The sequence below is a fragment of the Pseudomonas extremaustralis genome (assembly GCF_900102035.1).
Lineage (GTDB): Bacteria > Pseudomonadota > Gammaproteobacteria > Pseudomonadales > Pseudomonadaceae > Aquipseudomonas > Aquipseudomonas extremaustralis.
Genome location: NZ_LT629689.1, coordinates 6,461,879 through 6,484,174, shown reverse-complemented (window position 1 = coordinate 6,484,174; position 22,296 = coordinate 6,461,879). Strand labels below are relative to the sequence as shown.

Annotated in this window: 24 protein-coding genes and 1 pseudogene; 17 read left to right on the top strand and 8 right to left on the bottom strand. The window is 60.4% G+C overall.

Features of this window, described 5'->3' with window-relative positions:
- Window positions 1–227 precede the first annotated feature (227 nt).
- The 5 genes from BLR63_RS29885 to BLR63_RS29870 all read left to right on the top strand — a co-directional run bounded on the left by BLR63_RS29885 (window position 228) and on the right by BLR63_RS29870 (window position 3,699).
- Complete coding sequence (locus BLR63_RS29885; protein ID WP_083365982.1) at window positions 228–1,469, top strand: Arm DNA-binding domain-containing protein; 1,242 nt, start codon at window positions 228–230, stop codon at window positions 1,467–1,469.
- A 70-nt stretch (window positions 1,470–1,539) separates the two neighbouring features.
- Window positions 1,540–1,851 carry a DUF962 domain-containing protein gene (locus BLR63_RS29880; RefSeq protein WP_010566193.1) on the top strand — a complete coding sequence of 104 codons (312 nt, stop codon included), beginning with the start codon at window positions 1,540–1,542 and terminating at the stop codon, window positions 1,849–1,851.
- 161 nt (window positions 1,852–2,012) lie between these two features.
- Window positions 2,013–2,141, top strand: a complete 129-nt coding sequence (locus BLR63_RS32150; protein WP_256858859.1) for a hypothetical protein — start codon at window positions 2,013–2,015, stop codon at window positions 2,139–2,141.
- Between the two features lie 74 nt (window positions 2,142–2,215).
- A complete protein-coding gene (locus BLR63_RS29875) occupies window positions 2,216–2,398 on the top strand; it encodes a hypothetical protein (RefSeq protein WP_010566192.1) in 183 nt (60 codons plus the stop codon).
- Window positions 2,399–2,502: 104 nt separating this feature from the next.
- Window positions 2,503–3,699: an MFS transporter gene (locus tag BLR63_RS29870; protein ID WP_010566191.1), complete on the top strand. Its 1,197-nt coding sequence runs from the start codon at window positions 2,503–2,505 to the stop codon at window positions 3,697–3,699.
- Here the strand turns inward: BLR63_RS29870 and arfB are convergent.
- Window positions 3,696–4,109, bottom strand: a complete 414-nt coding sequence (gene arfB / locus BLR63_RS29865; protein ID WP_010566190.1) for an alternative ribosome rescue aminoacyl-tRNA hydrolase ArfB — start codon at window positions 4,107–4,109, stop codon at window positions 3,696–3,698. The two genes, BLR63_RS29870 and arfB, sit on opposite strands and share 4 nt — an antisense overlap.
- Window positions 4,110–4,178: 69 nt before the next feature.
- Here arfB and BLR63_RS29860 point away from each other — a divergent pair, with 69 nt between their 5' ends.
- The 3 genes and pseudogenes from BLR63_RS29860 to BLR63_RS29850 all read left to right on the top strand — a co-directional run bounded on the left by BLR63_RS29860 (window position 4,179) and on the right by BLR63_RS29850 (window position 5,010).
- On the top strand, window positions 4,179–4,550 hold the full coding sequence (locus BLR63_RS29860) for a c-type cytochrome (protein ID WP_042947128.1): 372 nt from the start codon (window positions 4,179–4,181) through the stop codon (window positions 4,548–4,550).
- A gap of 38 nt (window positions 4,551–4,588) precedes the next feature.
- Window positions 4,589–4,759: pseudogene (locus BLR63_RS32070) on the top strand (colicin E3/pyocin S6 family cytotoxin); the annotation flags it as partial.
- 20 nt (window positions 4,760–4,779) lie between these two features.
- The gene (locus tag BLR63_RS29850) at window positions 4,780–5,010 is read left to right on the top strand and encodes a DUF7683 domain-containing protein (RefSeq protein ID WP_010566187.1); all 231 of its coding nucleotides are present in this window, start codon (window positions 4,780–4,782) and stop codon (window positions 5,008–5,010) included.
- 136 nt (window positions 5,011–5,146) lie between these two features.
- Here the strand turns inward: BLR63_RS29850 and BLR63_RS29845 are convergent, their stop codons facing one another.
- The 6 genes from BLR63_RS29845 to BLR63_RS29815 form a co-directional block, all read right to left on the bottom strand.
- The gene (locus BLR63_RS29845) at window positions 5,147–6,556 is read right to left on the bottom strand and encodes an amino acid permease (RefSeq protein WP_010566186.1); all 1,410 of its coding nucleotides are present in this window, start codon (window positions 6,554–6,556) and stop codon (window positions 5,147–5,149) included.
- A gap of 547 nt (window positions 6,557–7,103) precedes the next feature.
- Entirely contained in the window at window positions 7,104–8,327 is a 1,224-nt protein-coding gene (gene rluB, locus BLR63_RS29835; protein ID WP_010566185.1) for a 23S rRNA pseudouridine(2605) synthase RluB, read from the bottom strand.
- A 289-nt stretch (window positions 8,328–8,616) separates the two neighbouring features.
- Complete coding sequence (gene scpB / locus BLR63_RS29830) at window positions 8,617–9,543, bottom strand: SMC-Scp complex subunit ScpB (protein WP_010566184.1); 927 nt, start codon at window positions 9,541–9,543, stop codon at window positions 8,617–8,619.
- 12 nt (window positions 9,544–9,555) lie between these two features.
- Window positions 9,556–10,254 carry a segregation and condensation protein A gene (locus tag BLR63_RS29825; RefSeq protein WP_178115112.1) on the bottom strand — a complete coding sequence of 233 codons (699 nt, stop codon included), beginning with the start codon at window positions 10,252–10,254 and terminating at the stop codon, window positions 9,556–9,558.
- Between the two features lie 120 nt (window positions 10,255–10,374).
- Window positions 10,375–11,004, bottom strand: coding sequence for an L-threonylcarbamoyladenylate synthase (locus tag BLR63_RS29820; protein ID WP_010566182.1), 630 nt, complete (start codon window positions 11,002–11,004; stop codon window positions 10,375–10,377).
- A gap of 13 nt (window positions 11,005–11,017) precedes the next feature.
- Window positions 11,018–11,881, bottom strand: a complete 864-nt coding sequence (locus tag BLR63_RS29815) for a PHP domain-containing protein (protein ID WP_010566181.1) — start codon at window positions 11,879–11,881, stop codon at window positions 11,018–11,020.
- A gap of 87 nt (window positions 11,882–11,968) precedes the next feature.
- Here BLR63_RS29815 and BLR63_RS29810 point away from each other — a divergent pair, with 87 nt between their 5' ends.
- The 7 genes from BLR63_RS29810 (at window position 11,969) to BLR63_RS29780 (ending at window position 17,537) form a co-directional block, all read left to right on the top strand.
- A complete protein-coding gene (locus tag BLR63_RS29810; protein WP_010566180.1) occupies window positions 11,969–12,565 on the top strand; it encodes a septation protein A in 597 nt (198 codons plus the stop codon).
- Between the two features lies 1 nt (window position 12,566).
- Window positions 12,567–12,866 (top strand): YciI family protein, encoded by a 300-nt coding sequence (locus BLR63_RS29805; protein ID WP_010566179.1) that lies wholly within the window; start codon window positions 12,567–12,569, stop codon window positions 12,864–12,866.
- A 106-nt stretch (window positions 12,867–12,972) separates the two neighbouring features.
- Entirely contained in the window at window positions 12,973–13,380 is a 408-nt protein-coding gene (locus tag BLR63_RS29800) for a translation initiation factor 2 (RefSeq protein ID WP_010566178.1), read from the top strand.
- 7 nt (window positions 13,381–13,387) lie between these two features.
- A complete protein-coding gene (locus BLR63_RS29795; protein WP_010566177.1) occupies window positions 13,388–14,065 on the top strand; it encodes a response regulator transcription factor in 678 nt (225 codons plus the stop codon).
- A gap of 204 nt (window positions 14,066–14,269) precedes the next feature.
- Window positions 14,270–14,734, top strand: a complete 465-nt coding sequence (locus tag BLR63_RS29790) for a hypothetical protein (protein ID WP_010566176.1) — start codon at window positions 14,270–14,272, stop codon at window positions 14,732–14,734.
- A gap of 69 nt (window positions 14,735–14,803) precedes the next feature.
- Window positions 14,804–16,147: a sensor histidine kinase gene (locus BLR63_RS29785; protein ID WP_010566175.1), complete on the top strand. Its 1,344-nt coding sequence runs from the start codon at window positions 14,804–14,806 to the stop codon at window positions 16,145–16,147.
- Between the two features lie 40 nt (window positions 16,148–16,187).
- Window positions 16,188–17,537: a CoA transferase gene (locus tag BLR63_RS29780; protein WP_010566174.1), complete on the top strand. Its 1,350-nt coding sequence runs from the start codon at window positions 16,188–16,190 to the stop codon at window positions 17,535–17,537.
- Window positions 17,538–17,640: 103 nt separating this feature from the next.
- On the opposite strand, the gene arcD (BLR63_RS29775) is transcribed toward BLR63_RS29780, so the two are convergent.
- Window positions 17,641–19,068, bottom strand: coding sequence for an arginine-ornithine antiporter (gene arcD, locus BLR63_RS29775; RefSeq protein ID WP_010566173.1), 1,428 nt, complete (start codon window positions 19,066–19,068; stop codon window positions 17,641–17,643).
- A 447-nt stretch (window positions 19,069–19,515) separates the two neighbouring features.
- Between arcD (BLR63_RS29775) and arcD (BLR63_RS29770) the strand changes: the two genes are divergently transcribed.
- Both arcD (BLR63_RS29770) and arcA read left to right on the top strand, forming a co-directional pair.
- Entirely contained in the window at window positions 19,516–20,949 is a 1,434-nt protein-coding gene (gene arcD / locus BLR63_RS29770; protein WP_010566172.1) for an arginine-ornithine antiporter, read from the top strand.
- A gap of 24 nt (window positions 20,950–20,973) precedes the next feature.
- Window positions 20,974–22,230, top strand: a complete 1,257-nt coding sequence (arcA, locus tag BLR63_RS29765; RefSeq protein ID WP_010566171.1) for an arginine deiminase — start codon at window positions 20,974–20,976, stop codon at window positions 22,228–22,230.
- The last annotated feature ends 66 nt before the right edge of the window (window positions 22,231–22,296 follow it).

Here is a 22,296-nt window from a genome sequence, read left to right as displayed (position 1 = left end):
GCAAGGACACCAAATGACCATTAATTCAGCGCGGCCCGGAATGGGCCGTGGAGGAGAGCTATGAGCGGGCCAGTCAGATACAAGACCGTCGAGCAATTCTCGCGAGAGTCTGGCTATACACCAGATGCCATCCGCACCAAAATTCGCGACGGCATTTGGCCGAAGCACGCCGTCTGGAAGAAAGCTCCAGACGGCCGGGTACTTATAGATGTTGAGGGGTATTACTCATGGGTAGAGATGGGGGAGGCGTCCGCGCCGCGTCTGCAAGTAGTATCGAGATCACATTCCAATACCAGGGCGTCCGGTGCCGGGAGAGGGTCCAGCTCAAGCCCACCGCCGCTAACCTGAAAAAGGCTGAGCTGCATAAGGCCGCAATTGAGCACGCCATCCTCGGCGGCACATTTGATTACGCCAAGACATTCCCAAATTCAAAGAAGGCCATGGCTTTCAAAACGCCGGAGGATCGGCAGAATCTGGGCGTGTACCTGATTGAGTGGCTAGACAAGAAAAAGGCTCAGCTCAAATCCAGCACCGCCGAGCATTACCGGGAGATGATCGCCGGGCGGTTGATCCCGATGTTCGGCCACCTTTCATTGGGAGAGCTTTCCCGAAAGCACATCAGGGACCGGCTCTCGCAGTACAAGGTTGGCAACAAGACGATAACCAACCTGCAGAGCTGCTTGCGGTCGTCTCTTGATGATGCGGTAGAAGACGAGATCTTGGAGATCAACCCGATGGTCGGGTGGAACTACAAGAACCGGGAAGAGCTAAAGGAGGACGATGATGTCGATCCGTTCACCGTCGAAGAGCAGGAAGCCCTTCTGGCTGCGACACCACGGGATCAGCGCGCACAGATGATCTTCTCGTTCTGGACGGGCCTTCGCCCGAGCGAGCTTATTGCCTTGGAGTGGGGGGATGTAGATTGGATTGGCGGATCGGTTCGCATTGTTCGCGCCAAAACGCGAGCAGCGAATTCGCCAGAGACACCGAAAACAGCGAGCGGCCGTCGGACGGTGAAATTGTTGAAGCCTGCCCTGGATGCTCTTACGCAGCAGAAGGCTCTGACATTTTTGGCTGGGGGAAGGATATTTTTGAACCCGCATAGTGGCGAGCCATGGGAAGAGTCTGGGCGCATTAGAAAGCTGCTTTGGCTTCCCGCTATGAAGAAGTCAGGCGTGCGCTACCGTAGGCCGTACCAAACTCGCCATACCTACGCATCAATGATGCTTTCTGCCGGAGAGCATCCGATGTGGGTGGCGAGTCAGATGGGGCACAAAGATTGGACCATGATCGCAAGGATTTATGGTCGCTGGATGCCGTCGGCGGACACTGGGGCAGGCAGCAAGGCAGAGGCTCTTTTCGGAGCTAATGCCAAGGTTATGACAACATCACCTCTACAGGCCGCAATTTACGAGACTGCGACCAAGGATACTAAAGTGGCATCTATTGTCACTGGCTGTTACCACTGATCACTCTAGACTCAAATAAGCTCCCCGCCGAACATCTGTCCGGCGGCATAACAACAAAGGGCTCGCCATCGTGGAAAACGTCAAGCAATTCAACAGCTTTTCCGAGTTTTACCCCTACTACCTGAGCGAGCACGCCAACAGTACCTGCCGGCGCCTGCACTTTATCGGCACCACGCTGGTGATCGGCCTTTTGGCCTACGCGATAGGCAAAGGCTCCCTGGGACTGCTGCTGACCCTACCCATCGCCGGTTACGGTTTCGCTTGGATCGGCCACTTCGTTTTCGAAAAGAACCGCCCGGCGACCTTCCAGCATCCGCTGTACAGCCTGTTGGGGGATTTTGTGATGTACCGCGACATGATTCTGGGCAAGGTACCCTTCTAGAGGTGTGACCTCTCGTCACTTGCGTCTGAGCGATAAAAGGTCACACATCCATCGACATAAAAATCTTTTTGTCATTTGCAGTGCTGTATCCTGCGAAAGCTTTTTGAGAGCGCGGAATCACCTGCGATTGAAAAAAACAGACTTTGCGAGGAGCGACGACGATGCACGAGATACCTAATCTCCCCTTCCCAAGCCTGCACCCAACCGAGCAGCCAACACCGCAACAGGCCAGCGACAAGCAACCCAAGGCCAAAGAAGCAAAACCAGTCGACGGCAAACGCCAGGGCTGACGCCGTACCAGACCGTGTGGAAAGCGCGTCTTTGAGCGCTTTCCACACCGCCTGAATTACCCGGGATACCTGCCATGACCGATACCCTCCCCGACACTCCGGACACTGCCGTGCTCGAGGCTGCGCTGCAGATGGTCGAAGTCTGGAACCGCCTCAGTGCGGACAAACAAGCCAAGCTGCTCAAGCGCTTCGGCACCCAGGAAAATGCACTCGCCGCCCTGGTCACCACACAATTGCTGAACCCTGCCCAAGCTTGAGGGCTTTCTGAGCCGAGGTTTTTGCGTTTTACCCCCCTGAACCGATCAAAGCCCCGGTATCATTAGCAGCCTATCTTTACCTGCTGCGACAGTGGACCTCTCCCATGCCAGATACCCAGCGCCCCCTAGCGGTCACGCTGCAAGTTGTTTCCATCGTGTTGTTCACCTTTATCGGCTACCTGAATATCGGCATTCCCCTGGCCGTGTTGCCGGGCTATGTCCACAGTGAGCTGGGCTTTGGCGCGGTGATCGCCGGGCTGGTGATCAGCGTGCAATACCTGGCCACCCTGCTGAGCCGCCCATACGCAGGGCGCATCATCGATAACCTGGGCAGCAAGCGCGCCGTGCTGATCGGCCTGGTGGGCTGCGGCCTCAGCGGTGTCTTCATGCTATTCGCGGCCTGGTTTTCCAGCCTGCCGGCCGTGAGCCTGGGCAGCCTGCTGATCGGCCGCCTGGTGCTGGGCAGCGCTGAAAGCCTGGTGGGGTCGGGTGCGATTGGCTGGGGCATTGGCCGAGTGGGCGCGGCCAACACCGCCAAAGTCATTTCCTGGAACGGCATTGCAAGCTATGGCGCGCTGGCCGTCGGGGCACCGCTGGGGGTGCTGCTGGTGAGCCACTTGGGGCTGTGGAGCATGGGCGTCAGCATCATTCTGCTGGCCGTTGTGGGGGTGGCCCTGGCCTGGCGCAAGGAACCCGCGCCCATCGTGGCCGGCGTGCGCCTGCCCTTCATGAATGTGCTGGGCCGGGTCTTGCCCCACGGTTTGGCGCTGGCGTTGGGCTCCATCGGTTTTGGCACCATCGCGACCTTTATTACGCTGTATTACACCACCCAGCATTGGGATAACGCGGTCTGGGCCCTCAGCCTGTTCGGCGCCAGCTTCATCGGCGCGCGCCTGTTGTTTGGCAATTTGATCAACCGGATTGGCGGCTTTCGGGTGGCGATCGCCTGCCTGTCGGTGGAAGTCCTCGGCCTGCTATTGCTGTGGCTGGCAGCGGATGCCAACTGGGCGCTGGCGGGCGCGGCCTTGAGCGGGTTCGGCTTTTCCCTGGTGTTTCCGGCCCTGGGGGTGGAGGCAGTCAACCTGGTGCCGGCGTCCAGCCGGGGGGCGGCGGTGGGGGCGTATTCGCTGTTCATCGACCTGTCGCTGGGCATCACCGGCCCGCTGGCCGGGGCTGTCGCCGCAGGTTTCGGCTTCGCGTCGATCTTCCTGTTCGCCGCCCTCGCCGCGTGCGGCGGTTTGCTGCTGAGTGTGTACCTCTACCGACAAGCCCCCAAGGCCCGCGAAGCACGCAACACCTAGAAATCGACCTTACCGCGCCCGGCCTTGATGCTGCCGCGCTTGGTCTTGGATTCGAGGCGGCGCTTTTTCGAGCCCAGGGTCGGCTTGGTCGGGCGCCGCTTCTTCTCCACCTTGGTGGCACTGAGGATCAGCTCCACCAAGCGTTCCAGCGCGTCGGCGCGATTCTGTTCCTGGGTTCGGTACTGCTGAGCCTTGAGCACCAGCACCCCTTCGCTGGTGATGCGACTGTCACGCAGCGCCAGCAGGCGTTCCTTATAGAACTCCGGCAGCGACGACGCCGGAATATCAAAGCGCAGGTGTACGGCACTTGATACCTTGTTGACGTTCTGTCCACCGGCGCCTTGAGCACGGATGGCGGTCAACTCGATTTCGGTATCGGGGAGGTGGACGTTATTGGAAATCACCAGCATCGATCAAACACCTTAGGCAACGGATAAGCCAATGTGGAAAACACCCTCGACAACAAGGCCACCCGCACAGTGAAGATCCCCTTGATCGCTTTGCTGGGCACTTTATCACTCATTCAAACGTCGCTGTCCCTGGCCGATCCTGCCAATGGCAAGAATCTCTATGTGCAGCGATGCGCCATGTGCCACGGAGCGGATCTCAAGGCGACAGGACCACTGGCCAACAAAAGCAGCTCGCCGACACCTGACCTTACAACCCCGGCCTTCAAACAGCGCCTGACGGACTACCCAGGCGTTATCGTTGCGTCGGTCATCCTTCGGCCGAATGGAAACCTGATTCCGAAAACATTGCAGGACAATGGCGTACGAATCCCGCCGCATGCGTGGAGCGTTCAGGATTTCCGCGATTTGAATCAGTGCATAAAAGTCTTCGACGCACGCTGAGTTTTCCCACGTCTAACATCAAACAATGCCACTACAGGGGGAAAAAGCGTAAGCGCTGGAAAGATCGCAAGGGGCGCATTTATGAGTGGGACTATGAGAATGGCCGGGTTGAACTTTACGACAAGCAAGGCAAACATCTTGGAGAGTTCAACCCTGATACGGGAGAGCGAACGAAGGACGCCGAGCCAGGCCGAACCACGCCAAAATAATCTTGATAGGAGCCTCAGACATGCAGCACGAAATTCTTGCATTCGATAAAAAAACCGAGGAGCTGGCTTTCAGTATTGAAATTCCTGCCGACCAGTACGAAGAGTTATCGCAGCTAATGTCTTGGAGTGAGCCTGAAGATGCGATCTATGAGTACGACCTATCACCTGAACAAGTCGGCCTTCTTGAAAGCATGATCGGCAAGACTTTCAATAGCCCGCACTACATTTTTCAGTTGTCTTGTAGCGAATGACAGAAAATCTGCTGTATCTAGAGCTGAGCAGCTTCCGACCGACCTCGGTCTAGATCAACGAGGCGCGAATCTAACCTGCCCGCCCCGGCGAAAAAACCGGCAAGGCGCCGGTTTTTTTCGGGTTCGGGGTAACGTCTTACTCCAGAACGCTCCGGGTAGCCTGTGCCTTACGTTTGTTCTTGATCCAGTAACACACCGCCATGAACGCCACCCACACCGGAATCGCATACACCGACACCTGGATCCCCGGAATCATCAGCATGATCACCAGGATAAACACCACGAATGCCAGGCACACATAGTTGCCGTATGGGTACCAGAGCGCCTTGAACAGCGGCACCTGGCCGGTGCGGTCCATGTGTTGGCGGAATTTGAAGTGGGAAAAGCTGATCATCGCCCAGTTGATCACCAGCGTGGCCACCACCAGGGACATCAGCAGTTCCAGCGCATGTTGCGGGATCAGATAGTTCAACAACACGGCCACCAGGGTGATCGCCGCCGAGGCAAGGATGGACCGCACCGGTACGCCGCGTTTGTCGATCTTGGCCAACACCCTGGGCGCATCGCCCTGCTCGGCCATGCCCAGCAGCATGCGGCTGTTGCAGTAGGTGCCGCTGTTGTACACCGACAACGCTGCGGTCAGGACCACGAAGTTGAGGATGTGCGCGGCCGTATTGCTACCCAGCATCGAGAACACTTGCACAAACGGGCTGCCACTGTAGGCGTCGCCGGATGCATTGAGGGTCTCCAGCAGGCTGTCCCACGGTGTCAGCGACAACAGCACCACCAAGGCGCCGATGTAGAAGATCAGGATGCGGTAGATCACCTGGTTGATCGCCTTGGGGATCACCGTGCGTGGCTGGTCGGCTTCGGCGGCGGTGAAGCCGAGCATTTCCAGGCCGCCGAAGGAAAACATGATGATCGCCATGGCCATCACCAACCCGCCCACTCCGTGGGGGAAGAAACCGCCGTGTTCCCACAGGTTGCTCACCGACGCTTGCGGGCCGCCGCTGCCGCTGACCAGCAGGTAGCTGCCCAGGGCGATCATGCCGACGATGGCCACCACCTTGATGATCGCGAACCAGAACTCGGCTTCACCGAAGACTTTGACGTTGGCCAGGTTGATCAGGTTGATCAGCACGAAGAACGCCGCCGCCGAGACCCAGGTCGGGATCTCTGGCCACCAGTAGTGCACGTATTTGCCGACAGCGGTCAGCTCCGACATCCCCACCAGGATGTACAGAATCCAGCAGTTCCAGCCCGACAGGAAACCAGCGAAACCGCCCCAATACTTGTGGGCAAAGTGGCTGAAGGAGCCGGCGACCGGTTCCTCGACAATCATTTCGCCAAGCTGGCGCATGATCAGGAAGGCGATGAAGCCACAGATGGCATAGCCCAGGATCATCGACGGGCCGGCGGATTTGAGCACACCGGCCGAGCCCAGGAACAGGCCGGTACCGATGGCGCCACCGAGGGCGATCAACTGGATATGCCGATTTTTCAGGCCGCGTTTCAGCTCGCCTGAAGAGGAATGGGGTCCACTCATGAAAAGGGTCTCACGCAAGGTTTGAGGATGTTGACTGCAGGTTGCTGCCTTGAATTACCGACTCAAGCAGCGCCGCTCAAACCCCAGCGCAGGCACCAGGAGTACAGCGTCTTTCTAACGGTCATGCGTCACCTGTTTGTTTTTATCTGTGACGAAATCGAACCCGTCCGGCTCGTGGCCAGGCGGAATGATCGGGGCAAATAAACCCCTGGGTCTTGGCCTTTTGCGCAGTTACGCAAAGGGGGTCACAGTAAAACGCGGCGCATTGTACACCGCTCGACCGCTTGAAGCCGCACCCAAAAGGTGCGTGCGACGATCTGTCAGGTATTCCTTACAGGCTGAGCTCAGCCAGCAATACCGAGACCCAGTCGTAAATTAATCATTACATTGTGGAAAGCAGGCGTTACAGCCGCAGGAAGCCGGGATAAAAATAGCTTTTCGTTCTCACTCGATGAATGAAGATCCAACTACGCCCGCGAGAAGCAAATCCAACCGAAAAAAAACGCCAACTCGAAAGTTGGCGTTTTTTTGTGCCGCGCTTACAACATCACTGCGGCTTCTTGCGACCAAAGCCTGGACGCTGACCCGAACCTGCAGGGGCGCCACGGCGCTTGCCCGACGGCTCGTCAGCGACCAGTTTCAGGCCCGGGCGTTTTTTCGCCGCAGGCTTGGCTGGGCGCTTGGTGCTGGCATTGTCGGCTGGGCGTTCCGCCTCACCACGGTTGCTACGGCCACCGCTTGGCGCCTCACCACGAGCAGGGCGCGGGGTGCGTGGCGCACGCTCGCCTTCCTGACGCGATGGCGCGGTCGGGCGCCGCTCGCCTTCAATCTGCGGCTCACGGGAGATACGTCCGCCGGTAGCCGGCGCATTCAGTGCCGGACGCAGGGTACGTGCCACGCGTTCGGTACGGGCCACCGGACGTGAGGATTTGCGCTGCATACGATCGAGCTTGTCTTTGCTCTTGGCGTTCATCTGCGGCATCGCCACCGGGGTCAGGCCGACTTCGGCGCTGAGGATGTCGACTTCGTACTGACTCATTTCGCGCCAGCGGCCCATCGGCAGGTCGGAGTTCAAGAACACCGGACCGAAACGCACACGCTTGAGGCGACTGACCACCAGGCCCTGGGATTCCCAAAGGCGACGCACTTCACGGTTGCGGCCTTCCATCACCACGCAGTGGTACCAGTGGTTGAAACCTTCGCCACCGGGCGCCTGCTTGATGTCGGTGAACTTGGCCGGGCCGTCTTCCAGCACCACGCCGGCCTTGAGACGCTCGATCATCTCGTCGTCGACTTCGCCACGCACACGCACGGCGTATTCGCGGTCCATCTCGTAGGACGGGTGCATCAAGCGGTTGGCCAGTTCACCGTCGGTGGTGAACATCAGCAAGCCGGTGGTGTTGATGTCGAGACGGCCGATGTTGATCCAGCGGCCTTCTTTGGGCTTGGGCATCTTGTCGAACACGGTCGGACGGCCTTCCGGGTCGTCACGGGTGCAGATCTCGCCATCGGGCTTGTTGTACATGATCACGCGGCGTACCGATTCGGCAGCCTCTTCACGCTTGATGACCTTGCCATCAATGGTGATTGCATCGTGCAGGTCGACGCGCTGGCCAAGGGTGGCCTCGACGCCGTTGACCTTGATGCGCTTCTGGGTGATCCAGGCTTCGACGTCGCGGCGCGAGCCCACGCCGATACGCGCCAGCACCTTTTGCAGTTTTTCGCCTGCTGGGCCGATTTCCTGGCTGTCGTTCTGGTCTTTGTCGTTCATCTTAAGCACCTCCCGGTGGGTCGATTCAGGCATGGCCTGAAGAGTGTTGAAAGCGGGGCTTTGGCCGAATAGGTCGGCAAAGGGTCGCGAATCATACGCGCATGACGCGCGTTGCGCACCAGAGACTAGTCGATAACCACCCGGTCATCGGTTTTTCCGCCGACCGGTGACACCCATTTCGTAGGAGCGAGCTTGCTCGCGAAAAACTCACAGGCGACACGGATCATCTGAAAGCGCTGCGTTATCGTTCACGTTTTTCGCGAGCAAGCTCGCTCCTACAAGGTGGGTGTCAGTCTTCGAACTGGCGGCGCTCAGCCTCGATGGCTTCGGCCAGGGCACGGGCTTCGTCTTCTTCGTCGCTCAGCGGCGGCTGTTCGAGGGCGGCGACGGCGGCCAGGAGTTTTTCGCGGGCTTGGGCGACGCCGAGGATGTCTTCCTCGGGTTCCGCTTCGGGCTCCGGCTCGGCGTCAACATCCACCTGGACTTCAGGTTCGGCCACACCATCACGCAGCAAGTCGTCGAAATCGGTCTTGATCCCCTGCTCCATATCGTCCAGTTCCAACAACAGGGTGTGGAAACTGGTTTCGTCCTTCGGCTCCTCCGGTTCGGCACTGGCATCGGCCAGTTCCTGCAGGCTCGCCGGGACCGGCGCGTCGTCGAAGTCGAGCACCGGATCGGCTTCCATCTCCCGCAGTTCGGCTAACGGTGGCAGGTCGTCGAGGTTCTTCAGGTTGAAATGGTCGAGAAACACCTTGGTGGTGGCGAACATCGCCGGTTTGCCGGGCACATCGCGGTAGCCGACGATGCGGATCCACTCGCGTTCCAGCAACGTCTTGACGATATGGCTGTTGACCGCCACGCCACGCACATCCTCGATTTCGCCGCGGGTGATCGGTTGGCGATAGGCGATCAGCGCCATGGTCTCCAGCATCGCCCGGGAATAACGCTGTGGGCGTTCTTCCCACAAACGGCCGACCCATGGGGAAAACTTCTCACGTATCTGCAGGCGATAACCCGACGCCACTTCGCGCAGCTCAAAGGCGCGGCCGTCGCAGGATTTGCGCAGGATTTCCAGCGCCTTCTTGAACACCGGCGGTTCGGGACGTTCGGCTTCTTCAAAGAGTTCGAACAGGCGCTCCAGGGATTGCGGTTTACCCGAGGCCAGGAGAAAGGCCTCCAGCAAGGGCGCCAGTTCGCGGGGTTCAGTCAGATTCATCGATTCAGCTCTTTATTCGGCTCGCGCCCGCACGTGGATAGCCGCAAAAGGCTCATTCTGCACCAGCTCGACCAAGGACTCCTTGACCAGCTCGAGGATCGCCATAAAGGTCACCACCACCCCCAGGCGCCCTTCTTCAGCGGTGAACAGCTCGACAAACGGCACGAACCCGCCGCCCTTGAGGCGTTCGAGTACATCGCTCATGCGTTCGCGGGTGGACAACGCCTCGCGGCTGACCTGGTGGTGTTCAAACATGTCGCCACGGCGCAGCACCTCGGCCATGGACATCAGCAGCTCTTCCAGGCTCACGTCTGGCAACAACTTGCGCGCCCGAGCCTCGGGGGCGTCGAGCTTGGGCACTACCACGTCACGGCCCACGCGGCTCAAACCGTCGATGCCTTCGGCGGCGGCCTTGAAACGCTCGTATTCCTGCAGGCGGCGGATCAGTTCGGCACGCGGGTCGTCTTCTTCGGCCTCGACCGTCTCCGAGCGCGGCAGCAGCATGCGCGACTTGATCTCGGCAAGCATGGCGGCCATCACCAGGTACTCGGCGGCCAGTTCCAGGCGCACGGACTGCATCAACTCGACATAGCCCATGTATTGACGGGTGATTTCCGCCACCGGGATGTCGAGGATGTTGATGTTCTGCTTGCGGATCAAGTACAGCAGCAAGTCCAGCGGACCTTCGAAGGCCTCAAGGAACACTTCCAGCGCGTCCGGCGGGATGTACAGGTCCAGCGGCATTTCCATGACCGCCTGGCCATACACCATGGCAAACGGCAGTTCCTGCTGGGCGCCGGCCTGGCTGTCGACGGTTTCCACGGCGGACATTCAGGCCTCGGCCATAAACGGCGCGGGGTCGCCGCAGCCGACACGGATCACCTCGGGCTTGCCGTCGGCCAGGTTGATCACGGTGGAGGCCTTGCCGCCACCGAAACCGCCATCAATTATCAGGTCGACATGTTTTTCCAGCAGTTGGCGCATTTCGCTGGGGTCTTCCAGTGGTTCGGTGGCGCCGGGCATGATCAGCGACACGCTCATCAGCGGCTCACCCAACTCGGCCAGCAGCGCCAGGGCGATCGGATGTTCCGGTACGCGCAGGCCGATGGTGCGCTTCTTCGGGTGCAGCAACAGGCGCGGCACTTCGCGGGTGGCGTTGAGAATAAACGTGTACGGCCCCGGCGTGTGGGCCTTGAGCAGGCGGAACGTGCCGGTGTCGACCTTGGCGAACAGCCCCAGTTGGGACAAATCGCTGCAGATCAGCGCGAAGTTGTGCTTGTCGTCCAACTGACGCAGGCGTCTGACACGCTCCACCGCGCTCTTGTCACCGATCTGACAACCGATGGCGTAGGACGAATCAGTCGGATAGATCACCACGCCACCGGCGCGAATGATCTCCACGGCCTGTTTGATCAGGCGTGGCTGGGGGTTTTCCGGATGAATCTGGAAGAATTGACTCACGTGCTCTACCTGTTCAGACGGTGGCAATAATGGGGTCATGCTTGAATCGCCCCCACAAGAGCGGCAAGTCTTCCGGCACCGGGCGATATTCGCCGATCTCGGACCAGCCGCCAGGGCCATGAAAGTCACTGCCGGCACTGACCAGCAGACCAAATTCGCGGGCAAGAATCGCCAGGCTGCCGACCTGTTCGGCGGGTTGATGCCCGTTGACCACTTCGATCGCGTGGCCACCTGCCTCAATATAGTCGCCAATCAGCTTGCGACGCTTGCTGCGGGTGAAATCGTAATGCCAGGGATGTGCCAGGCTGACCCAGGCCCCGGAGGACCGCAGAGTCTCGACGGTGTCTTCCAGGGTCGGCCAGTGCTGCTTGACGTCACCCAGCTTGCCGGCACCCAGCCATTTGCGAAAGGCTTCGGCGCGGTCTTTGACAAACCCTTCACGCACCATCCAGTCGGCGAAATGCGGCCGGGCCGGCGCGTTGCCGCTGTCGCCCAGTTCCTGCTGAATCGCGCGGGCGCCGTCGAGGGCGTTGGACATGCCTTTAAGACTGAGCTTGCGACCTATTTCTTCGGAGCGCAGCCAGCGACCGTCGCGCAATTGGGCGACGGCCTCCACCAGCGGCGCGGCGTGTTGATCGAACCCATAACCCAGCACGTGAATGGTGGCGCCGCCCCAGGTGCAGGACAATTCCACCCCGTTGACCAGTTGCATACCCAACGCCTCGGCGGCTTCACGGGCCTCGTCGAGGCCTTCGAGGGTGTCGTGGTCGGTCAACGAAAGGACTCGCACGCCTTTTTCAAACGCACGCGCAACCAGAACCGCGGGCGCCAGGGCGCCGTCGGAGGCCGTGCTGTGGCAGTGCAAATCAACATTCACGGAAGTGTGTAACCTCAAGTCAGCTGGCGCTTTCGCTACCAAGGATGTTTGTTATTATGCCGCCACATCCAGCTTCTGGCTCTTACTGTGAAACAATTCATCGACTTCATCCCGCTGTTGCTGTTTTTCATCGTTTACAAACTCGACCCCAGGGTCATCGACCTCGCCGGCCACGAACTGACCTTCGGCGGCATCTACAGCGCCACTGCCGTGCTGATCATCAGCTCCGTGGTGGTCTACGGGACCATCTTCATCTCCCAGCGCAAACTGGAAAAAAGCCAATGGCTGACCCTGGTCGCCTGCCTGGTGTTCGGCAGCCTGACGCTGGCGTTTCACAGCGAAACCTTCCTTAAATGGAAAGCACCGGTGGTGAACTGGCTGTTCGCCCTGGCGTTCATCGGCAGTCACTTCATCGGTGATCGCCTGCTGATCAAGCGGATCATGGGCCACGCGCTGACCCTGCCGGAGCCGGTCTGGACGCGTTTGAACGTGGCCTGGATCGTGTTTTTCCTGTTCTGCGGCGCCGCCAACCTGTTCGTGGCCTTTACCTTCCAGGACTACTGGGTCGACTTCAAGGTCTTCGGTAGCCTGGGCATGACCGTACTGTTCCTGGTCGGCCAGGGCATCTACCTGTCGCGTCACCTGCATGACACCGACCCTACCACGCCGAAAACCGAGGACTGACATGCTCTACGCCATCATTGCCACCGATGTTGCCAACTCCCTGGAAAAACGCCTCTCCGCGCGCCCAGCCCATGTCGAGCGCCTGAAGACGCTGCAAGCCGAGGGCCGCATGGTCCTGGCCGGCCCGCATCCAGCGATCGACAGCAACGACCCGGGCGACGCCGGATTCACCGGCAGCCTGATCGTCGCCGAATTCGCTTCCCTGGCCGACGCACAGGCCTGGGCCAAGGCTGATCCCTATGTGGCGGCCGGCGTGTATGCGGATGTCGTGATCAAACCGTTCAAGCAAGTCCTGCCTTGATCGCGGTCGCGCCGAACCTATTACGTTCGGCGCACTCCTAATGGCTCATTATTCCCGGTAACCTGCCGACAACATTCTGAATATTCGTGTGGAATCAGGAGTTCCGATGCGCTTAAGTCAGTTGTGTCTGTTGGCAGTGTTAATGATCGGGGCTACGGCCCACGCTGAAGAAACCTCAAGCACCGGCAGCTCCACGCCCCTGTCCTTGAGCGCCGGCGCCCAGATCACCGAGTTGCAGCAACGCTTGAAAGAAAGCGAGCGGCAGCGTGAAGAACTGAGCAAGCAACTGCAGAGTGCGGATGCTACCCGCGAAAGCGCCCAATTGAGTCGCCTTCGCCAAGAGAACCAACGTCTGGCCCAGCAACTCAAAGAAACACAGGGCGGCGCCTTGACCCGATGGCTGACCGAGCAACAACAGTGGTTCGTCACCGGCGGGGCCGTCGCACTGATCGCCTTGCTGTGCGGGATCTTCGCCAGCGGTGGGCACCGTCGCCGTCGACAATGGCTAAATTGAGTGAGTCATGAGCGAGCTGTTACTGATAGATGATGACCAGGAGCTCTGTGAGCTGCTGACCAGTTGGTTGAGCCAGGAAGGCTTCCAGGTGCACGCCTGCCATGATGGCTTGAGCGCCCGCAAAGCCTTGGCCGACAGCGCCCCGGCGGCCGTGGTGCTCGATGTGATGCTGCCCGATGGCAGTGGCCTTGAGCTGCTCAAGCAATTGCGCAACGACCACCCGGAACTGCCAGTGCTGATGCTGTCGGCCCGCGGCGAACCGTTGGACCGCATCCTCGGCCTTGAATTGGGTGCCGACGATTACCTGGCCAAGCCCTGCGACCCGCGCGAGCTCACCGCGCGCCTGCGCGCCGTGTTGCGCCGCAGCCACCCCGCCGCCGTATCCACCCAGTTGGAACTGGGCGACCTGTGCTTCAGCCCGGTGCGCGGCGTGGTCAGCATCGATCAACAGGAATTCACCCTCACCGTCTCCGAAAGCCGCCTGCTCGAAGCCCTGTTGCGCCAGCCCGGTGAGCCGCTGGACAAACAGGAACTGGCGCAGATCGCCCTGGGCCGCAAGCTGACCCTTTACGATCGCAGCCTGGACATGCACGTCAGTAACCTGCGCAAGAAGATCGGCCCGCATCCGGATGGCCGGCCACGGATCGTGGCGTTGCGCAGCCGCGGCTACTACTACAGCCTCTGACCCGCCCCTGAGCTAGCGTGGAGCGCCAACGATAGCGCGGGGTGCCTGAGTCTGCGCGTTGTTCGTTTTTGTGCGAGCTAGGTTTTGTCAGCCTTCATCAGAATCGTCTTTACCCAAGCTTTACCCACACCTGACCGCCGCTGACCTTGATCTCCGTAATCTACTCACATCCGGACTTACCGGAATAGAGACAGGAGAATCACCATGCGCAAGACCCTAATCGCTCTGATGTTCGCCGCTGCCCTGCCGACCGTTGCCATGGCCGCCATGCCCGAAGGCCCAGGCCCGATGGGCGGCCCTGAAGGCCACATGATGGGAGGCCCGGGCCACGGCGACGAGCACGGTCCGCGCGGCAAAGGCGGCCCGTTCAGCCAGCTCGACCTGAGCAAAGAACAGCGCCAGCAGATCGGCAAGCTGATGGGCGACCAATGGCAAGCCCGCAAGGCGCTGGTCAAAAAGTACCTGGATAAACTCCCGGCTGCCGAGCAGAAAGCCATGCAGGATGAAATCGCCGCCGGCAAGCAGAAAACCCAGGCCGATATCCGTGCCGTGCTCAAGCCTGACCAGCAGAAGAAATTCGACGAGATCGTCAAGCAGCAAGAACAACGCCGCGCCGAGTGGAAGGAATTCCAGGCCTGGAAAGCGCAGCAGCCACAAAAAGCGCAATAATGCTTGCGCGTTAACGCTCCCAGCCCAGTGGCTTCCTGCCACTGGGCTTTTCCTGTTTGAGGGTTTCCTGTGCGTTCATTGTTCTGGCGCATCCTGGCCAGTTTCTGGCTGGCCATCGCTCTGGTTGCCGGGTTGTCGATCCTGCTTGGGCATATGCTCAACCAGGACGCCTGGATTCTCAGCCGCCACCCCGGCCTCAGTAACCTCGCCGAAGAGTGGACCCAGCTCTACGAATCCCAAGGCGAGGACGCCGCCCAGGACCTGCTCCAGCAACGCAAGCGCCAATACCACATTGATGTGCAAGTGCTGAACGAAAGCGGCGAGCCGGTGGTGCGCGGGACTTTCCCACGTCGCGCCGCCGCTTTCGAAGCCCGGCAAAACGATAACAAGGAAGGCCATCTGCCCTGGCGGCGCCTGACCGCCGAATACACCAGCGCGAAGACCGGCGACACTTACCTGTTGATCTACCGCATTCCGCACCCGGAACTCGACCAATGGCATCGCAGCAGCCTGACATGGCCCTTGAGCGCATTGGCTATCGCCCTGGTGGTACTGACCTTGTTCAGCCTGTTCGTCACGCTGTCCATCACGCGCCCCTTGAGCCGCCTGCGCGGCGCCGTGCATGACCTCGGCCAGGCCACCTACCAGCAAAACAGCCTGGCGCGCCTGGCCAACCGTCGCGACGAGTTCGGCGTACTCGCCACCGATTTCAACCGCATGGGCGCGCGCCTGCAGAGCCTGATCGGCAGCCAGCGTCAGTTGCTGCGGGATGTGTCCCACGAACTGCGCTCGCCCCTGGCCCGCCTGCGCATCGCCCTGGCCCTGGCCGAACGCGCCAGCCCCGAAGAGCGTGAACGGCTCTGGCCACGCCTGACCCGAGAATGCGACCGCCTGGAAGCGCTGATCAGCGAAATCCTGGTGCTGGCCAGGGTCGATGCCGACAACGCCAGCGCTGAAGACATCGACCTCACGCCACTGCTCAAGACCCTGCAAAAGGACGCCCAGCTCGGCGCGCCGGACCAGGTGGTGCAACTGACCGCCGACCCCGACCTGCACCTCAAGGGCTGGCCGACCATGATCGAACGGGCGGTGGATAACCTGCTGCGCAACGCGCAACGGTTCAACCCGCCGGGCCAGTCCATTGAACTGCTGGCCCGTCGCCAGGGCGAACGCATACTGATCAGCGTGCGCGACCATGGCCCCGGTGTCGAAGCCGAACACCTCAGCCAGTTGGGCGAGCCCTTCTACCGTGCCCCCGGCCAGACGGCCCAGGGCCATGGCCTGGGCCTGGCCATCGCACGCCGTGCAGCCGAGCGCCATGGCGGCAGCCTGATCCTGGCCAACCATGCCGATGGCGGTTTTATCGCCACGATCGATCTGCCCATGGAACCTGGGGTTGTCACGCCGGTGTAAGGATCTTTTATAGTGGCCCGTCCCATGAGGAGGGCCTTTGATGACTGACCTGCTGACTTCCATCCAAGCCGCACTCGATCTACCGCCTACACCGCTGAGCGTGACTGAGGCCGGCGCCTTGCCCTCGACCTTCGCCGTAACCGAACTGGCCAGCGCCAGCATCGGCGCCGCCGGCCAGGCTATCGCACAACTGATCCTGCAGCAGACCGGACGCTTACCCAGTGTGAGCGTGGACCGGCGCCTCGCCTCCTTTTGGTTCTCATCCTCGATTCGCCCGCAGGGCTGGCAAATACCCCCCCTGTGGGACCCAGTGGCCGGTGACTATGCTTGTGCCGACGGCTGGATTCGCTTGCACACCAACGCGCCCCATCACCGTGCCGCCGCCGAACGGGTACTGGGCCAGGTTGCCGACCGCGCCGCAATGGCGAGCAAGGTCGCCCCGTGGAACGCCGGCGAGCTGGAACAGGCGATCGTCGATGCAGGCGGTTGTGCCGCGCAGATGCGTTCGTGGCAGGCCTGGCAGCAACATCCCCAAGGCCTGGCCGTGAACGCCGAGGACTTGGTACAGCGCCAGACCTTCGAAACCCGCGCCGACAGCCCCTGGCTCGGTTCGGTGGCGCGCCCGCTGGCGGGCATCAAGGTGCTGGACCTGACCCGCGTACTGGCCGGCCCCGTGGCCAGTCGTTTTCTCGCCGGGCTGGGCGCGCAGGTACTGCGCATCGACTCGCCGACCTGGAACGAACCGGGCGTGGTGCCGGAAATGACCTTGGGCAAACGTTGCGCACGCCTGGATTTGAAAACGACAGAAGGTCGACAAGTGTTCGAAACCCTGCTCAGGGGCGCCGACATCCTGTTCCACGGCTACCGCGCCGATGCCCTTGAACACCTGGGCTACACCGCCAGCGAGCTGCAGACCCTCGCCCCCGGCCTGATCGATGTCAGCCTCAATGCCTATGGCTGGAGCGGCCCGTGGCGCAATCGTCGCGGGTTCGACAGCCTGGTGCAGATGAGCAGCGGGATCGCCGAGGCGGGCATGGCCTGGAAACAGGTGGATAAACCGGTGCCGCTGCCGGTGCAGGCACTCGATCACGCGACCGGGTATTTGATGGCGGCCAGCGCGATCCGCGCGCTAGGCGAGCGATTGACGTCCGGCCGTGGCGGATCGGCGCGGTTGTCCTTGGCGCGTACGGCAAAATTATTGGTAGACGCCGGGCCAGTGCCCGAGCAACCAGCGTTGCGCGCTGAAGAACCAGGGGATCAAGGCCGGGTGCAAGAGTACACCCCTTGGGGTCCGGCCCATCGACTGCTACCGCCGTTGACCATCAGCGGCACGCCCTTGCAATGGGATTTGCCGGCGGTGGAATTGGGCTCACACCGACCACAATGGTGACCTCCCCCCGTAGGAGCGAGCTTGCTCGCGAAAAACGCAAGGCCACCGCATTCATCCAGAATGCACGCGTTATCGTTAACGAGCTTCGCGAGCAAGCTCGCTCCTACAAAGACAGTACGCCGCTGTACAGTCCGTATGCCGCCAGGCCGGCCCCCGCAATCACGCAGCCGAAAATGCCCTTTTCCACATGGGTGAATAACGGCTGGCCCTGTTCGCGCTTGGCCAGGGCGAACAGGATCACACCCGGCGCATACAGCAGCGCCGAAAGCAGCAGGTATTTCAAGCCGCCGGCGTAGAGCAGCCATACCGCATAACTCAATGCGATCAAGCCCACCAGCAAGTCCTTAATGCGATGGCGATGGGCGCCCCCATAGGTTTCACCGCGCCCACTCAACAACACCGCATACGCCGCCGACCACAGGTAAGGCACCAGGATCATCGACGAGGCCAGGTAAATCAGCGTGGTGTAGGTGCTCTGGGAAAACAGCGTGATGACCAGAAACAGCTGGATCATCAAGTTGGTCAGCCACAGCGCGTTGATCGGCACCTGGTTGGCGTTTTCCTTTTTCAGAAAGGCCGGCATGGTCTTGTCATGGGCGGTAGCGTGGAGGATTTCTGCACAGAGCAGCGCCCAGGACAGCAGCGCGCCGAGCAGGGAGACCGCCAGGCCGACGCTGATCAGCAACGCGCCCCAGCGGCCGACGATATGCTCCAGCACGCCCGCCAGCGAAGGATTTTGCAACCGCGCCAATTCCGGCTGGCTCATGATCCCCAGGGACAGCAGGTTGACCAGCACCAGCAACGCCAGGACCCCGAGAAACCCGATCACCGTGGCGCGCCCCACGTCCGAACGCTTCTCGGCCCGCGCCGAATAGACGCTGGCACCCTCGATGCCGATAAACACAAACACGGTGACCAGCATCATGTTGCGCACCTGGTCCACCACGCTGCCGAACTGCGGGTTGCCCAGGCCCCAGATGTCGCGGGTGAAAATATCCGCCTTGAACGCCACGGCAGCGATGACCACGAACATCAGCAGCGGCACGAGTTTCGCGACGGTGGTGATCTGGTTGATGAACGCCGCCTCCTTGATCCCACGCATCACCAGAAAATGCACGGCCCACAGCAACATCGATGCACAACCAATGGCCACGGGGGTGTTGCCCTGGCCGAACACCGGAAAAAAGTAACCAAGGGTGCTGAACAGCAACACGAAGTAACCGACGTTGCCCATCCACGCACTGATCCAGTAACCCCAGGCCGCCGAGAACCCCATGTAGTCGCCGAAACCGGCCTTGGCGTAGGCATACACCCCGGCGTCCAGCTCCGGCTTGCGATTGGCCAGGGTCTGGAACACGAAGGCCAGGGTCAGCATGCCGACGGCAGTGATTGCCCAGCCGATCAACACCGCCCCCACCTCGGCCCGCGCGGCCATGTTCTGCGGCAAGGAAAAAATCCCGCCACCAATCATCGACCCCACCACCAAGGCAATCAGGGCACTAAGTCGAAGTTTTTGCGCCGGTTGAGACATAACAGACTCCTGAACAGCTAACACGTTGAGCTGACAATCGTTCACTCAACTCATTAATGCAGCGAGTGTTGTGTTTATTAACCACCGCGATAAAACCGCCACGCTCATAACGACTTGGCATGACAGTTTGTAAAGTTAGGTTTATTTATATTTTAAATAAGACCCCTGCCTTGTCGCTTTCAGACTATTTATCGTCGCATTTTGGCAAAGTTTGCACATTCAGGAAAACAGACTAGCTTCAAACGTCCCTATTGCGGACTAAATAATTAACCCCATCAAAGAAAACGCTCTGGAAAGCACCTTTGCGAAGAAAAGCATTAACCACGGCCATATAGGCTAAGTCATTCATTCACAATGGAATGTACCGATGATGTGATCTAAGTCAGCTGTTTGATTAGCACACGGAATTACTCTGTGGTCTCTCTTTTCCTGCATTGGAGTTGTGCAATGTCTGAATCTGCCGGAAAACTTCGAATCGGTGCACTGGTTGCCCTGGTCGTCGGCTCAATGATTGGTGGCGGGATTTTCTCGCTGCCACAAAACATGGCCGCCAGTGCCGATGTCGGTGCCGTCCTGATCGGTTGGGTAATTACGGCTGTCGGTATGTTGACCCTGGCTTTTGTGTTCCAGACCCTGGCCAATCGCAAACCCGACCTCGACGGCGGCGTATACGCCTACGCCAAGGCCGGTTTCGGCGATTACATGGGCTTCTCATCGGCCTGGGGCTACTGGATCAGTGCCTGGTTGGGCAACGTCGGTTACTTCGTGTTGCTGTTCAGCACCCTCGGCTACTTCTTCCCGATCTTTGGCGAAGGCAACACCCCGGCCGCCGTGATCGGTGCTTCGGTGCTGCTCTGGGCCGTGCACTTCCTGGTACTGCGCGGGATCAAGGAAGCCGCGTTCATCAACCTGGTGACCACCGTTGCCAAGGTGGTGCCGCTGGTGCTGTTCGTGTTGATTGCCGTGTTCGCGTTCAAGCTGGACATTTTCACCGCTGACATCTGGGGCCTGAAAAACCCCGACCTGGGCAGCGTGATGAACCAGGTGCGCAACATGATGCTGGTCACCGTGTGGGTGTTCATCGGCATCGAAGGCGCGAGCATTTTCTCGGCCCGTGCCGAAAAACGCAGCGATGTCGGTAAGGCCACCGTGATCGGCTTTATCACCGTGCTGCTGTTCCTGATGCTGGTCAACGTGCTGTCCCTGGGCATCATGACCCAACCGGAACTGGCCAAGTTGCAGAACCCATCGATGGCTGCCGTGCTGGAGCACGTGGTGGGCCACTGGGGCGCAGTGCTGATCAGCGTCGGCTTGGTCATTTCCTTGCTCGGTGCGCTGCTGTCGTGGGTGCTGCTGTGTGCGGAGATCATGTTCGCCGCGGCCAAGGACCACACCATGCCCGAGTTCCTGCGCCGCGAAAACGCCAACCACGTACCGGCCAATGCCCTGTGGCTGACCAACGCGCTGGTGCAGGTGTTCCTGGTGATCACGCTGTTTTCCGCCAGCACGTACTTGTCGCTGATCTATCTCGCTACTTCGATGATCCTGGTGCCTTACCTGTGGTCGGCGGCCTATGCGCTGTTGCTGGCGGTGCGTGGCGAGACTTATGAAAACGACCCGGTCGAGCGCAGAAAGGACCTGATCATCGGCGCCATCGCGTTGATCTATGCGGTCTGGCTGCTCTATGCCGGCGGCACCAAATACCTGCTGCTGTCCGCCCTGCTCTACGCCCCCGGCGCGATCCTGTTCGCCAAGGCCAAGCATGAACTGGGCAAACCGATTTTCACCAATGTCGAGAAGCTGATTTTCGCGGCAGTGGTCATTGGCGCCCTCGTGGCTGCCTATGGCCTCTACGCCGGCTTCCTGACTATGTCTATGTAACTGTTGTTCACTGGAGGATCTGCAATGACCACGGAAAAAGTGAAGTACGGCGTCCATTCCGAAGCCGGCAAACTGCGCAAAGTCTTGGTGTGCTCCCCAGGGTTGGCCCACCAGCGGCTGACCCCCAACAACTGCGACGAACTGCTGTTCGATGACGTGCTATGGGTGGCCCAGGCCAAGCGCGACCATTTCGATTTCGTGACCAAGATGCGCGAGCGGGACATTGATGTGCTGGAAATGCACAACCTGCTGACCGATATCGTCGCCATTCCAGAAGCACTGGACTGGATACTGGAACGCAAGATCACCGCCAACCAGGTCGGCCTCGGCCTGGTCAACGAAGTCGGCTCGTGGCTGCGCAGCCTGGAACCGCGCAAAATCGCCGAATACCTGATCGGCGGCGTGTCGGCCGATGACCTGCCCAACAGCTTCGGTGGCAAGACCATCGAGATGTTCCGCGACTTCCTCGGCCACTCCAGCTTCATCCTGCCGCCGCTGCCCAACACCCAGTTCACCCGCGACACCACCTGCTGGATCTTCGGCGGCGTGACGCTCAACCCGATGTACTGGCCGGCGCGACGCCAGGAAACCCTGCTGGCCAGCGCCATCTACAAGTTCCATCCCGAGTTCACCAACGCCGACTTCCAGATCTGGTACGGCGACCCGGACCAAGACCATGGCAGCGCCACCCTCGAAGGCGGTGACGTCATGCCGCTGGGCAACGGCGTGGTGTTGATCGGCATGGGCGAACGTTCGTCGCGCCAGGCCATCGGCCAACTGGCGCTGAACCTGTTCAAGCACAAAGCCGTCGAGCGCGTGATCGTCGCCGGCCTGCCCAAATCCCGTGCCGCGATGCACTTGGACACCGTGTTCAGCTTCTGCGACCGCGACCTCGTCACCATCTTCCCCGAAGTGGTCAGCCAGATCGTCGCCTTCAGTCTGCGCCCCGACGAAAGCAAACCCGGTGGCATCGATGTGCGCCGTGAAGAAACGAGCTTCCTCGACGTGGTCGCCAATGCCCTCAAGCTCAAGACCCTGCGCGTGGTCGAAACCGGCGGCAACAGCTTCGCCGCCGAGCGCGAGCAATGGGACGACGGCAACAACGTCGTGGCCCTGGAGCCTGGCGTGGTGATCGGCTATGACCGCAACACCTACACCAACACCCTGCTGCGCAAGTCCGGTGTGGAAGTCATCACCATCAGTGCCGGCGAACTCGGCCGTGGTCGTGGCGGCGGCCACTGCATGACCTGCCCGATCATCCGCGACCCTATCGATTATTAATTTCCAGGCCTTGGCCGCCGCCCACAAGGCGTCGGCCAAGGGGATAACCTGAACACAAGGAGATCC